We start from the raw sequence: 13,667 nt of genomic DNA on the forward strand, positions 1-13,667 counted from the left end.
CGTCTGCGGATCAATCCTCGAATGGGATTCCTTTACCCAAACATGACTAAAACGGTCAGATTCGAACGGCATTCGGTGACTCGTCCTAGAATCGGCGGCATGATGCCCGATCTCGCCACGCCCCAGGAGTCCGATGGCGAGGCCCGTCTCGCGGCCCTCGCCGTGCTCGCCCAGCAGGTGCGAGACCTCGTCGACGCGGTCGTGCTGACGGACGTGCCCGAGGACGAGCTGACCGCGGTGACCGCCGGCCTCGTGGCGCTGACCGACCGGCTGACCGCCACCCGGCGCTCGGCCCCGCTGGCCCACGAGTTCGGCCCCGACGGCCGCTTCCGGCACCTCGGCAACGCCGTCACCGGCGAGTGCAACCCGTACGCGCTCCCGCTCGTCATCGACAGGCCCGCCGAAGGGGGATCAAGGGCCGAGGTGGTCTTCCGGCCGGCCCACGAGGGCCCGCCCGGGTCCGTTCACGGCGGCGTGACCGCCATGATCCTCGACCACCTGCTGGGGGACGCGGTCGCCACGTCCGGCAGGGCAGGTGTGACCGGCACGCTGAGCATCAGATACCGGCGGCCCGCTCCCTACGGCGAGCCGCTGGTGGCCTCCGCGGCCGTCTCGCGCGCCGAGGGACGCAAGACCTGGGCCGAGGGCACGATCGCCTCGCCGGACGGGACGACCCTGGTGGAGGCCACGGGCCTGTTCATCACGCCCTCGCAGTGGGCGAACGGCGACGGGCCCGTCGAAGGGGCCGTCAACGCCTGATCGCGTGAGGGGCGGCGAGCCCCCGCTCGCCCCTCACGCGTTCACGGGGTCGCCGTCAGAGAGGGGCTGGGCGTGGCGGCCGGCGCCTCGCCGACCGGCACGTGCAGCTGCTGCGCCAGCCACGGCAGGGCCTGCGGGACCTCGCGGTTCCAGGTGTTGAAGTTGTGCCCGCCGCTCGGCAGGATCAGCGAGGACGCCTGCATCGGGGGCTTCACCGCGTCCAGGAAGGCCAGCGTCGTCTTGTAGTTGGACTCACCCTTCTTGCTGCTGGTGACCAGCACGGAGATCGGCGGGTGAGGCATGTTGGCCAGGCGCCACATCAGGTCGTTCTCGTCCTGGAGCTTCCGGCTGCCGCCGAACAGGTCACCGGTCGTGGCGTCGATCGGCGCCTTGAAGTAGCCCGAGAGCGACACCGCGCTGGAGAACGCCTCCGGATGGCGCATGCTCATCTTCAGCGCGCAGTATCCGCCGGTGGAACCGCCAAGAACGCCCCAGTTGGCGGCGTCTGTCCCCACGCGGAAGGCGCTCGCCATCGACTCCCGCAGGTCCTTGGTGAAGTACGTCTCGACCTGCGGGCCGCCCGGCACGTCCATGCACTCGGTGTCGCGGGGCGGCGCCACGGTCGGGCGCATCAGCACCATGATCGTCGGCACCATCTCGTTGCGGTCGATCGCCTTGGCGGCCACGGTCGGGATGTTCATCCTGGTGACCAGGTTGCGGGCGTCGCCGGGGTAGCCGGTCAGCGCCAGGATCGCCGGGAAGCGCGTGTTGGCGAACTTCTTCTCGAAGTACTGCGGCGGCAGGTACACGTACGCCGGGGAGCTCAGCCTGGAGGTGGCCCCCGAGATCACGACCTGCTCCAGCCTGCCCCCCGAGTGGCCCTTCCTGGTCGTGATCAGCGGCACGTGCGCGCTGCTGATGATCTGGACGCCCTTCGACGGCGGCGTGCCGGGGTCCCCGTGCCCTGTCTCGGCATCGGTCACGATGGGCGCGGCGGAGGCGCCGTCGGTACCGAAAAGGTCGCTCCAACTACTGTAGAAGCCGAAATAGTTGTTCATGACGAGCGCGAGCGCGAAAAGGGTGAGAACCTGGTTTCCCAGAAGAACTCCCACACGCCCGAGAATGGCGGGCCAGGTGCGCGCGCTCAGCCTGGGCCATATCCACCAGACTGACGCGGCGAGCGCTGCCACTGCCAGCAGGCCCACCAGAAGCTCCAGCTTTGTCGCTGTGAGTCCCAATCTAACTCTCCCCCGGTCTTGGTCTCACTCCCAGCATCTTTTAGGGTAGTGCCCAGCAAAAGTTACTCAATCGAAATAAGGCCAGGGTAAGGATGTATCACTCCACGGATGCACAACGCACGGACCTCACCGTCTAGTGTGTCCTGACGTGAGGGATCGGACACGCCTTTCGCGCATGCTGGCGTCGCGCTCATGGGTGCCGGCGGCAGCCGGATACGCCGCGCTCGCCATCGGGATACTCGACATCGTCAGAGGCGTGGTCCCGCATTTCCGGCGGAGCCGCGTCAGCGCCATCGCGGGCATCCTCCCGGGCACGGTCACCACGCTCGCCGCGGCGGCCTCGATCCTGGTCGGCGTGCTGCTCGTCATGCTCGCCCACGCCCTGCGCCGCCGTAAGGTGCGGGCCTGGCGGGCCGTGGTGGTGCTCCTGCCCCTCGGAGCACTGGTGGAGGCCCTGCGATGGCGTCACTCCGCCACCGCCGCCATCAGCCTGGTGCTTTTCATCGTTCTCCTGATCAATCGGCGTGAGTTCCATGCCCTATCGGATCCCCGGTCACGCTGGCGCGCCCTGTGGAACTTCCTCGCGCTCGGCGTGCTCAACTTCGTCATCGGCTGGGTCATCGTCGGCGTGCACCCGTCGACGATGGTGGGCGAGCCGACCAACGGCGAGCGGCTCCAGCATGTGCTCCTCGGTCTCTTCGGCATGGAGGGGCCGGTCCAATACTCTCTCGACCGTACCGCTGACCTGGTGTATTACTCGCTGGCCGGGCTCGGCGCGCTCACCGCGATCACGACGCTCTACCTCGCTCTGCGCCCCGAAAGGCCCGTGGCGGCGCTCAGCGGCGACGACGAGAAGCGGGTGCGCGGCCTGCTCGCGCGCCACGGAGAGCTCGACTCGCTGGGCTACTTCGCGCTGCGGCGCGACAAGAGCGTGATCTTCTCCCCGTCGGGCAAGGCCCTGATCGCCTACCGCGTGGTCGCCGGCGTGATGCTCGCCAGCGGCGACCCCGTGGGCGACATCGAGGCGTGGCCCGGAGCGATCAAGCGCTTCATGGAGGAGGTCAGGCGGCACGCCTGGGTCCCCGCGGTCATCGGGTGCAGCGAGGCGGGAGGCGAGGTCTGGACCCGCGAGGCGGGGCTCTCGGCGCTGGAGATCGGCGACGAGGCGATCGTCGAGGTCGCCGACTTCACCCTCGAAGGCCGCACCATGCGCAACGTTCGCCAGATGGTCAACCGCACCGAGCGGGCGGGCTACAAATGCCTGGTCAGGCGCGTCCGTGACCTCAGCGAGGAGGAGAGGGAGCAGATCCGCGCGGCGGCCGACTCCTGGCGCGGCACCGAGACCGAGCGCGGCTTCTCCATGGCCCTCGGCCGCTTCGGCGACCCCGCCGACGGCGAGTGCGTCGTCGTCACGGCGCACAAGGCGTGTGAGGAGGGCAGGAGCCTGCCCGCGGGCGACATCAGGGCGATCCTCCACTTCGTTCCCTGGGGCTCCAACGGCATCTCGCTCGACCTGATGCGCCGTGACCGCGACGCCGACCCGGGCCTCAACGAGCTGCTGATCGTCAAGGCCCTGCAGGCGGCGCCCTCTCTGGGCGTGACCAGGGTGTCTCTCAACTTCGCCATGTTCCGCTCGGCGCTCGCCCGGGGCGAGCGGCTCGGCGCGGGCCCGGTGCTGCGGGCCTGGCGCGGCCTGCTGGTCTTCCTGTCGCGCTGGTTCCAGATCGAGTCGCTGTACAAGTTCAACGCCAAGTTCCGGCCCTACTGGGAGCCGAGGTTCCTGGTGTACCCGACGGCCCGTGACCTGCCGCGCATCGGCATCTCGACGCTCCAGGCGGAGGCGTTCCTCACCGTCGGCCTGCCGAAGCTGCCCTTCCGGCGCAAGCGCCGCTCCGGGTCCGGGTCGATCCCGCCCGGTCCCGCCCCATCCGGTGGTCCACTACCGGTTTCGCCGTAAAAAGTGGGGAAAAATTCGTTTATAGCGGGCTTGCTCAATGGTTACGGTTCGCGTACGGCCATAAACGGACGGGAAACACGGCGCGTCAGGCTTCTATTACCTTAAAGCGCGGCTTCTCCGGCTATAACAATATGAAAACGCGCGAGAGTCGTGTGCCGGACTTGAATGACGTAAGCGTCACTTCATCAGTCGGCCGGAAAGATAGCCCGTGGCGTTAACCGGGCGCTAATCCAAGTTAACCCGCCGCTGACATGTTCGGCCGCGCGAAACACGCGGGAAAGGCGGCCTCTCGCCTTCAACTGAACTGTGTCGATCACGATGCTACCGCTTCTCCCGCGAGCCACCGACCATCAACACAACAGGGCATCAACTCGGGCGATCTTCGCTTAAGGTAAGCATCACGTTAATGCCGCGCCAAGCTGCCGATGACCCGGCTGCTTTTACCGTGAGGTCAGCGATCCGGTCGCATCTCAGTAGGAGCCGATCATGGGGCAGGTCTGGCGAGCGTGCCGTCTCGCGGCCTGGCCGCCGCGACGGCGTGACCATCGTGACAGCTCCCCCCTGGAGGATTGGCCGGTGCCGACGTCGGTTCGAACCGTCTCCCGACCGCCGATGACGAGTCGTCCGGGTACCGCCCCGCATCGGCGCGCGCGCCTGGCCGGGTACGCGGGGCTCGCCCTGATCGCCGTCGCGATCGCCGTGATGCTGGCCGTCGCCCTCCTCGGGCCGTCCGCGGCGGTGCCCGACCTCGGCGGCGGCGCTCCGCCCTGGTCCTTCCGGGCCGCGCCCTCCGACACGCTGGTGATCCAGCTCTGCTGGACGGTCGTCATCGCCGGCGGGCTCGGCGTCGGCGTCGCGCTGTACGGGCTGCGCCGCGGATGGCGCCCGCCGCGAGGGGTCCTGCTCGCCGGCACGGTGGTCTCCGTCGCCGCCCTCGCGCTCGTACCGCCCGCCGGGTCGACGGACGTGCTGAACTACGCGGTCTACGGGTGCATCGCCGCCCTCGGGCAGGACCCGTACGTGACCGCCCCGGCGTGGCTGCACGCGATCGGGGACCCGGTCGGCGAGCTGGCCCCCCTCGCGTGGCGCCACGCCCCCTCGGTGTACGGGCCGCTGGCCACCTGGGCGCAGCTGGCCGCCTCGCGGCTGGGCGGCGGTTCGATGGCGGGCACCGTGCTGGCGCTCAAGATCATGACCGGGCTGGCGTTCCTGCTGTCGGCGTTCCTGCTCGACCGGCTGGCGGGCCCTGACCGGGAGCGGCGCGTCCGCGTCCACCTGCTGTGGAGCCTGAACCCGCTGATGCTGTGGCACGTGGTGCTGGGCGGCCACGTCGACGGCCTCGGGGTGTTCCCGCTGCTCGGGGCCTTCCTCGCCCTGCGGCGGGGCGGTGTGGTCGCGGGCCTGGCGGCCGGGGCCCTGCTCGGCGCGGCGGCCGCCGTCAAGGCGCCGTTCATCCTGGCCGGAGCGGGCCTGGCGTGGGCCGCGCGCCGGTCGGCGGGCACGTTCGCCGGCATGGCCATGGGCGTGCTCGCCGCGCTGGCCGGGACGTACGCGACGCAGGGCCCCGAGGCCTTCGGCAACCTGGTGGGCAAGATCGGCTCTCACTCGCTCGCGGATCCGTGGCGCGTGATCACCGACGCGCTGGGCCTCGGGATGGAGCAGTCGGCCCTGGAGGGGCGGCTCACCCTCGGCGCCGCGTTCCTCATCGGCGTCCTGCTGTGCTGGCGGCTTCCCCCCGCGCCGCCCGACCTGCCCTCCGTACGCCCGGCGCTGGCGTGGTGCCTCTGCTGGCTGCTCACCTCACCGGTGCAGCACCCCTGGTACGACGCGCTGCTGTTCCCCCTGCTGGCGCTCATGCCGGCCTGCCGGCTCGACGGCCTGCTGGTCGCCCGAGGGGTGGTGACCGGCCTCATCTACCTGCCCGGCGCCACCGGCGTCCTCGCGCCCACCGCGATGACCCAGTGGATCTCCGAGACCTACCGGCCGTGGGTCGCCCCGCTGGCCGCGGACCTCATCATCCTGTGCGTGATCGTGCTGAGCCTGGCGGGCGCCTTCCGCCCGCCGGTCAGGCGGTGAGGCGGGCGGCGTGCAGGCGCTCGTCCAGGGCCGCCACGCTGCGGGTGCGGTGCCACGGGCCGAGCTTCTCGCGCGTCTCCACGACCGAGCGGACCAGGCGCGGGGAGGTGTTGTGCCCGGCCAGGCGCGCCGCCTCTCCGAGCTCCTCACACGCCTGCTCGATGTCGCGCAACTGGAGGTGGGCCTGCGCCGTCTTCAGGCGGATATAGGCGACGTTGCGGACGAAGGCGGGATCGATGCCGGCCACCGCGGTGGCGGCCACCTGGAGCGCCTGGGCCGGGTCGCCCGTGTCGAGCAGGCAGCCCGTCTTGGTCGAGAGGTACTGGCCCTCCCCGTAGAAGGGGACGAGCCGGGCGCCCGGATCGCCGGCGTCGGCTCCCTGGAGCTCCCGCTGGGCCTGGTCCACCGACCGGAAGCAGCGCGTGTGGTCCTTGCGACGCTCGCCCTTGGCGGAACGCCTGACCACGGCGGCGTACGCGCGGGCGCCGACGTCGCAGGCGTAGGCGGTCAGGAGCTTGCTGCCCGCCCGCTGGCCCCAGGCCAGGGCGCCCAGCGCGTGCTCGACCCCGAGGCGCGGATCGCCTCGCCAGGTGGCGAGCTGGCTCCAGTTGGCGAGGACCATGCTGCACATCGCGTCGTCGTCGGCCTGGTGCGCCGCGTTCCTCGCCTGCGAGTAGTAGTAGTCGGCGCCCTTGAAGTCGTTGAGGTTGAACAGCATCCACGCGTTGCAGCGGCGGATGTCGGCGAGCAGTGAGAGTAACTTCGACCGCATCGGCGCGGGCGGCCCGGCGGAGAGCAGCGAGACGACCAGGTGTTCCTGGGCGAGCACGGTGGCCACGGTGACCTGGGGTCCGAGCGCGTCCTCCTGGCGCATGCAGTGCCGCAGCACCGCGTCGATGTGGCCGATCGTCGCGTCGTCGACCCTGCTCGGACTGGCCGAGGCCATCGCCACGCGCTGCGGCTCGTCGGTGTCGAGCCGGTCGAGGACCGGCGAGGCGTAGGCGGAGGTGGCGGCCGCTCCGATCAGCGCGAGAACGTCACGTCGATTCATCTGCGTTGCCCAATCCGTGAAGGCGTGGACGAGTTGCTCGAACTCCCGATCACGCAGTTCTCCTGGAGACATCGGCCCACGGAGCGGCTGAACGGGCAAGATGCCCTTAATGTCGCTAAATGTGAGGCTAACGGTGGTAAATGCGGGCGGGATATCCCGCCTGCGGGGGACATTCGCGTTCTGGTCGCTCCCGGTGTGGTCCTCGCCGTCGACGAGGTCGCACGCCCGGCATCCGTAGATGCGGGCCAGCCGGTTGAGCCCGGCGACCGGGGGCTCGTTGCCCGTGATGGCCGGCCACGCCTCCCACGAGCCGAGCTTGCGGACGCTGAACGGCTCCGACGGCCACAGCGCCTTCCACTCGTCCACGACGCGGTCCTGCGTGAAGCGATGGGCCTCCCGGAATGCCTGCCGCGAGTTGAGCCGGTAGCGCCGCTGGTACTCCCGGGCGATCTCGGCCCACGTCGATCCCCTTTCACGAAGCTCGGCGGTAAGGCGGTCCATCTCCTCTTTGAGGCTGCGTGGCTTACGTGGCATCGCGTACCCTCCGACCCCCGTCGATGCGTGTTGCCGACACCGAGAGTAGCCAGATCGGTGAATCGACTACGGAGGGTTGTCAGGAATCGGCGGCCAGAGCGCCGGTTTCTGACGCCACAGGGCGTCCAGGCGCGCGATCGCGCGCCCCGCCCTACAGACAGACCCCCTCCAAGCGCCTGTTGAGGCACCCGCCGCCCACCTGAAGGTAAAGGTCCGCCCCGTTACCGGATGCCGCCCACCCGGCGCGGCGGTCACGAGGCCGAAGCATCCCCAAGCGCGAAAGGCCAGGGAGATCGTGATGACCAGCATCCCATCCTGCCCCTGTGAGGCCCGCTGGGAGCTGCCCGCCGACCCGAGCGTCACGGCGAAGTGCCGCGCGATGGTCCGGGAGGCGCTCACCGAGTGGAACCTGCACGACCTCGCCGACGACGTGGTGGTCGTCGTCACCGAGCTGCTGGGGAACGCCATCATCCACGGCGCTCCCCCCATCCACCTGGCTCTCCGAGCGGGCCCTGGCACCCTGACCGGCGCCGTCACCGACGGGGGCGACGGATGGCCCCGCGTCCGCGCCGCGGGGACGGAGCTGGAGCACGGCCGCGGCCTGCGGATCGTCAGCGCCCTCACGGACTTATGGGGCGTGGAGCCCGTCCGCACGGGAGGCGGCAAGACCATCTGGTTCACGTGCGGCGCGCGGCCGTCCGAGACATCGAGGCCGCCGCCGGAGGGTCAGTAGCCCGCGCCGGTGAGCAGGCCGCCGTCGACGGTGAACTCGCTGCCGTTGCAGTAGCTGGACCGGTCGGAGGCCAGGAAGGCCACCACGTGGGAGACCTCGACCGGCTTGGCGAAGCGCTTGATCACCATGGCTTTGACGAAGGCCTCGCCGTCCATCTCGGCCAGCTCCGGATTCGCGACCATGGGGGTGTTGATGGCCCCGGGATGCACGGAGTTGACGCGGATCTTCATCCCGGCCAGCTCGCGGGCGGCCGACTTGGTCACCCCGCGCACGCCGAACTTCGAGGCCGCGTAGGCGGACATCCCCTCTGCTCCGATGAAGCCCTCGACCGAAGAGATGTTGACGATCGAGCCGCGCCCGGCGGCCTTCATGGGGTCGATCACCGACTTCACGCCGAGCCAGGTGCCCTTGAGATTCACGTCGAGGACGCGTTCGTACTCCTCCACGGTCATCTCGGCGATCCGCCGGAACCGCAGGATCCCGGCGTTGTTCACCAGCACGTCGAGCTTGCCGTAGGTGCCGGTGGCGACCGACACGGCGTGCGCCCACTCCTGCGGCCGGGTCACGTCGTGCCGCACGTACACCGCGCCCGTCTCCTCGGCCAGCGCCTTCCCCTCGTCTTCGAGCACGTCGCCGAAGACCACCTGTGCGCCCTCCGCGAGGAACAGGCGGACGTGGGAGGCGCCCATGCCCCGTGCCCCGCCCGTGATTAGGGCGACCTTCCCGTCGAGTATCCCCATGAGGTCCTCCGGAGTCCGATGTGCGGAGCCCGGCGCCGGTGGTCCGGACGCCGGTGGTTCAGGTCCCGATGGCCGCCTCGCCGCTCACCCATGTGCCGGGGGCGCCGGTACGGGCGCGGGCGAACCGCTTGCCCGCCGCTATGGCGACGGCCGCGCCCTCCACGGAGCGGTACACGGGGATGCCGGCCGCCGAGGCGATGGCCCGCACCTCGTCCTCGACGCCCGCGGGGGCGCACTCGCCGTTGCGGGTCACGAGCGTCACGCGGGTGCCGGGGAGCAGGGCCTGCGCCTCGGCGAGGTGCCGCGCGTAGGCGTAGAGCGGCTCGGCGGCGTCGCCGTAGGTGAAGAAGCTCTGCACGTTCACGTGCGCCACCACGTCCGGGTACGGCCGCCGCGGCACGATCGCGCCGATCGCGTCCCGGACCAGCCCGGCCGGCGCCCGGGGTCCGACGGGTATCTCCAGCGGGTTCGCCAGGGAGCTTCCGACCCCCACGCCGAGCGCCGTGAGGGCCTCCCGCGCCGGCTCGGGGAGCGGGCCGAGCGCGAGCCCGGCACCGTCGAGGACGTCGGCCGCCAGCACGTTCGCCCCGCCGCTCGGCCCGATGACCAGAACTCCCGGATCGCCCGGCACGGCGCGCGCCGCGTGGGCCTGGAAGAACGCCAGCGCGCCGATCAGGTCGTCCTGGGAGTTCACCAGGGTCGCCCCGGTCTGGTCGGCGACGGCCTGCCACACCCGCCCGTCACCGGCGAGACCCCCCGTGTGGGAGGCGGCGGCGAGCCTCCCTTGTGCGCTCCGGCCGCCGACGAGCATCGCCACCGGCATCCGCCCGCGCACCGCCATGAGCGCCTCGAACAGCGCACGGCCGCCGCGCGGATCCTCCAGGTACAGGCCGGCCGCCGAGGTCTCGGGGTCGGCCGCCAGCCAGCGCAGCAGCTCGGCGGGGGTGACGTCGGCGCAGTTGCCCACGGTCACGACCCGGCTGAACGCCAGGCCGCGGCGCTCGCCGACCTTGATGACCTCTCCGGCCAGGCCGCCGCTCTGGGAGATGACGGCCACGCTCCCCGGCGGCCCCTGCCGCCCGCCGACGAACGTCTGCCCGCCGCGCGGGCTGTACACGCCCATGCAGTTGGGGCCGAGGAGGCGCGTGCCGGCCTCGCGGGCGGCGCCGGTGAGCTCCGCCTCCAGGTCAGGACGGCCCAGCTCGCCGAACCCGCCGCTCATCACCTGGACGAACGGGATGCCCTTCGCCTGCCGTACGGCCTCGGCGCAGCGCGCGGCCGGCACGGCGACCAGGGCGTAGTCGGCGCCCGTGTCCGCCGCCGTCCGCACGGCGGGCACGCCGGCGATCTCGCCGGCCTCCGGGTGCACCGCGACAACGGGGACGCCGGTGAGCTTGTAGAACTCCAGGAACATGTTGCCGAAGTTGGGCCGGGTGCTGGACGCGCCGACCACGGCGACCTTCCTCGGCTCGAAGAGCGGGGTGAAGTCGGTGGGCACGCTCGCCCTTCTCGCCCCCTCGGGCCCGGGCACGTCCTTGCCGGACTCGCCTTCGCCCGCCGGGATGTACCGCGCGTCCACGGCGACGACCCCGCCGGCGGAGGCGATCACCGGGTTCAGCTCGAACTCGCCGAGGTCGAGATCCTCCCAGAGCCCGCCGTCACCGCCCAGCCGTACCAGGAGCTCCACCAGGGAGTCGACGTCCACGGCCGGGGCGCCGCGATGGCCCGAGAGCAGGGGGTGGCCCCGCAGCGAAGCCAGCATCTCGCGCGCGTCGGCCTCCCCGATGGGGCAGAGCCGCAGGGCGGTGTCGCGCATCACCTCGGTCCACACCCCGCCGAGCCCGGCGAGGACCACGGGCCCGAACCCGGGATCACGGACCAGCCCGGCGATCAGCTCCACGCCGGGGGCCGCCTGCTCCTCGACGAGGAACCCGTCCGGCGTGATCCCGTGCGCGGCCAGGTGCTCGCGCATTCCCTCGGCCGCGCCCGCCGCCTCCGCCGCCGACCCCAGGCCCAGCCGTACGGCTCCCGCGTCCGACTTGTGCACCAGCCCGGGGCCGTAGGCCTTCAGCACCAGCGGGGGAGCGAGCCCACCGGCGGCCTCGGCGATCTCCCGCGGAGCGACGGCCGTCACACCACTCGGGACGGCGACGCCGATGCCGCGCAGCAGGGCCTTGACCTCGTGCTCAGGGATCACGCCTGGTCCACGAGGTGCTGGTAGCGCTCGCGGATCTCCCGGCGCAGCAGCTTGCCCGGCCCGCCCGAGGCGTCCTCGAAGTGCGGCAGCTCGCCGGCGACCACGATGAGGTCGGGTCGCTGGTGCTCGGGAAGCCTCTCGGTGAGGGCGGCGGCGAGCTTCTCCGCGTCCAGGGAGTGCCCGGCCCTGGCCACCACGGCCAGGATGATCTTCTGCGGCGCCGCGTCCCGGCCCTCGGCGTGGGCGGGCACGCCCACCGCGCCCGCCTCGGCCACCTCGTCCACCGCGACGGCCGCCTCCTCCACCGTGGCGGGCTGGCTCCACTGCCCGCCCTTGAGGATGGCGTCCTCGCGGCGGCCCAGCACGGTCAGGACGCCGTCCTCGGAGACGATCCCGAGGTCGCCGCCGACGTACCAGCCGTCGCGCAGCACCTCGGCGGTCCTGCCGGGAAGCCTGTCGTAGCCCGCCATGCGGTGCGGCCCCGCGAGGTTGATCTCACCGGCCCGCGCGACGACCCGTCCGCCGTCCGGGCCGGTGACCCGCACGGCGCAGCCCGTTCTCGCGCGGCCGGACGAGCCGAGCGGGGTGCCGCCGTCGTCCACCCGGCCGAAGCAGGTGTACGGCGCCTCGGTCTGGCCGTAGTAGCTGTAGACGCCGGCGTCCGGCAGCCGCTCCTTCATGCGGGCCAGCAGCCCGGCGGTCAGCGGCTCGCCGCCCAGCATGATCACCCGGAGCGTGGAAAGGTCGGCGCCGGCGTGGTCGTCCGAGCCGAGCAGGGCGGCGTAGAAGGAGGGGATCTGCGAGACGTGCGTGACCCGTTCCCTCGGGACCACCCGCAGGAAGTTGGCCGGGCCCCAGTCCTGCTCCAGCACCAGGCGCATGCCGGTGTACAGGGCGGGCCCGACGATGGCGGGGAAGCCTATGCCCCAGATGATCGCGCCGGTGCCGAAGACCGACCCGGGGTCGCGCGGCACGTCCAGCCAGATCTGCGCCGTGGCCAGCGAGGAGGCGTGCGTGTGGACGACGGCCTTCGGCAGGCCGGTCGTGCCGGAGGTGTAGTAGAGCGCGAGCGGGTCGTCCCAGAACCCGCCCAGCTCCGGCTCGTCCTCGGCGGCGCCCGAGGTGAGCGCGTCGAGATCCACCACGTCAGGGTCGCCGGAGGGGCCGCCCGCCTTGATCCAGGTGGTGACTCCCGGCAGGTCGGGCCGGATCCGCGCGACCACCTGCTCCACCGTCGCGTCGTACACGAACGCCGTGCACTCGGAGTGCGCGACGACCGCCCGCAGCGTCTCCACGGGCCAGTACGGGTTGAGCGCCGAGGTGAGCGCGCCCAGCTTGGCCTGCGCGAGGTACACCTCGGCCACCTTGAGCGTTTCGTTCAGCAGCACGGCGACCCGCCGGCCCGCCTCGATCCCGGACGCCCGCAGGGCGTGGGCGCGCTGGTTGACCACCCGGTTCAGCTGGTCGTAGGTGAAGCTCTGCTCACCGCAGTACGTCAGCGCGACCCTGTCGGGGGTGCGCAGGGCGTTCGCGGTGAGCAGCGCGTATCCGTAGTTGCCGTAGGGGGTGCCATGCGGTCGCGCCATGGGACGGCCTCCACAAAGTGGTGACGCTCGTGCTCGGAGGTGGGCGGCAGGGGTCAGAGGGCTGAATAGAGGACGAGGACGTTGCCGGAGGGGTCGCGCAGCACGGCCCTGATCTCGTGCGGGCCGGTCTCGGGACCGCTGACCAGCTCGGCCCCCGCGGAGGTCAGGTCGCGTACGGCCTCAGCCACGTCGCCGACCTTGTACGACGGCGCGGTGACCGAGCCCGCCACCTGCTCGGCCTGGGCGGCGAGCGCGATCGTGACGCCTCCGGCGTCCAGCGCCGCGAAACGGTCGCCGTCCCGGAACTTCAGCGTCAGGCCGAGGATCTCTGAGTAGAAGGTCACCGCCTTGTCCAGGTCGCTTACGGGGATCAGAACGTTGCCGAGCTTCTGGGCGTGCGCGCTCACGCTGGCCTCCACTGGGGTAGATCGTCTTGATCGAAAGTAAGCCGGACGGGCATGCCGACGCGCACCCGCTCGGGTGCGCAGTCAACGATCCGCCCGAACGCGCGCGCACCCTCCCGGAGGTCGACCCAGGCCAGCACGTACGGCTCGCGCCCCTGGAACGCCGGGACGAAGCTGCGGTGCACGACCGTGAAGGTGTGCACGACGGCCTCTCCGGAGACGGGCGCGAAGGAGAGGCCGGCCGACCCGCAGCGGGGGCACTCGCCGGCGGGCGGGTGCACTCGCCCGCCGCAGGCCGTGCAGGCCTGGACCACCAGCTCGTGGCGGCGGCAGGCGTCCCAGTAGGGCGAGGTCTCACCGGTCATCGCAAGCCAAGCTAGCGCACGCTTGGT

11 protein-coding genes are annotated in these 13,667 nt (G+C 71.5%); 4 read left to right on the forward strand and 7 right to left on the reverse strand.

Annotated elements, in window-relative coordinates; translation table 11 throughout:
• The first annotated feature begins 99 nt into the window (after positions 1-99).
• Complete coding sequence (locus tag AB0O34_RS10260) at positions 100-759, forward strand: PaaI family thioesterase (protein ID WP_363914751.1); 660 nt, start codon at positions 100-102, stop codon at positions 757-759.
• Positions 760-800: 41 nt separating this feature from the next.
• On the opposite strand, the gene AB0O34_RS10265 is transcribed toward AB0O34_RS10260, so the two are convergent.
• Positions 801-1,997 carry an alpha/beta hydrolase-fold protein gene (locus tag AB0O34_RS10265; RefSeq protein WP_363914753.1) on the reverse strand — a complete coding sequence of 399 codons (1,197 nt, stop codon included), beginning with the start codon at positions 1,995-1,997 and terminating at the stop codon, positions 801-803.
• Positions 1,998-2,145: 148 nt separating this feature from the next.
• Between AB0O34_RS10265 and AB0O34_RS10270 the strand changes: the two genes are divergently transcribed.
• Positions 2,146-3,954 (forward strand): phosphatidylglycerol lysyltransferase domain-containing protein, encoded by a 1,809-nt coding sequence (locus AB0O34_RS10270; protein WP_363914755.1) that lies wholly within the window; start codon positions 2,146-2,148, stop codon positions 3,952-3,954.
• A gap of 612 nt (positions 3,955-4,566) precedes the next feature.
• Complete coding sequence (gene mptB, locus AB0O34_RS10275) at positions 4,567-6,030, forward strand: polyprenol phosphomannose-dependent alpha 1,6 mannosyltransferase MptB (protein WP_363914757.1); 1,464 nt, start codon at positions 4,567-4,569, stop codon at positions 6,028-6,030.
• Here the strand turns inward: mptB and AB0O34_RS10280 are convergent.
• The gene (locus AB0O34_RS10280) at positions 6,020-7,615 is read right to left on the reverse strand and encodes a hypothetical protein (protein WP_363914759.1); all 1,596 of its coding nucleotides are present in this window, start codon (positions 7,613-7,615) and stop codon (positions 6,020-6,022) included. The two genes, mptB and AB0O34_RS10280, sit on opposite strands and share 11 nt — an antisense overlap.
• A 298-nt stretch (positions 7,616-7,913) precedes the next feature.
• On the opposite strand from AB0O34_RS10280, the gene AB0O34_RS10285 reads away from it, so the two are divergent.
• The gene (locus AB0O34_RS10285; protein WP_363914761.1) at positions 7,914-8,348 is read left to right on the forward strand and encodes an ATP-binding protein; all 435 of its coding nucleotides are present in this window, start codon (positions 7,914-7,916) and stop codon (positions 8,346-8,348) included.
• On the opposite strand, the gene AB0O34_RS10290 is transcribed toward AB0O34_RS10285, so the two are convergent.
• From AB0O34_RS10290 to AB0O34_RS10310, 5 genes are read right to left on the reverse strand one after another with little or no spacing between them, the layout of a single operon-like run.
• Positions 8,342-9,088, reverse strand: coding sequence for an SDR family oxidoreductase (locus tag AB0O34_RS10290; RefSeq protein ID WP_363914763.1), 747 nt, complete (start codon positions 9,086-9,088; stop codon positions 8,342-8,344). The genes AB0O34_RS10285 and AB0O34_RS10290 overlap by 7 nt on opposite strands.
• A 58-nt stretch (positions 9,089-9,146) precedes the next feature.
• Positions 9,147-11,285: an acetate--CoA ligase family protein gene (locus AB0O34_RS10295; RefSeq protein WP_363914765.1), complete on the reverse strand. Its 2,139-nt coding sequence runs from the start codon at positions 11,283-11,285 to the stop codon at positions 9,147-9,149.
• Complete coding sequence (locus tag AB0O34_RS10300; protein ID WP_363914767.1) at positions 11,282-12,871, reverse strand: class I adenylate-forming enzyme family protein; 1,590 nt, start codon at positions 12,869-12,871, stop codon at positions 11,282-11,284. The genes AB0O34_RS10295 and AB0O34_RS10300 overlap by 4 nt, the downstream gene beginning before the upstream one ends.
• 53 nt (positions 12,872-12,924) lie before the next feature.
• Positions 12,925-13,278, reverse strand: coding sequence for a VOC family protein (locus AB0O34_RS10305; protein ID WP_363914769.1), 354 nt, complete (start codon positions 13,276-13,278; stop codon positions 12,925-12,927).
• Complete coding sequence (locus AB0O34_RS10310; protein ID WP_363914771.1) at positions 13,275-13,640, reverse strand: Zn-ribbon domain-containing OB-fold protein; 366 nt, start codon at positions 13,638-13,640, stop codon at positions 13,275-13,277. The genes AB0O34_RS10305 and AB0O34_RS10310 overlap by 4 nt, the downstream gene beginning before the upstream one ends.
• Between the last annotated feature and the right edge of the window lie 27 nt (positions 13,641-13,667).

Source organism: Sphaerisporangium sp. NPDC088356 (assembly GCF_040685555.1).
Lineage (GTDB): Bacteria > Actinomycetota > Actinomycetes > Streptosporangiales > Streptosporangiaceae > Sphaerisporangium.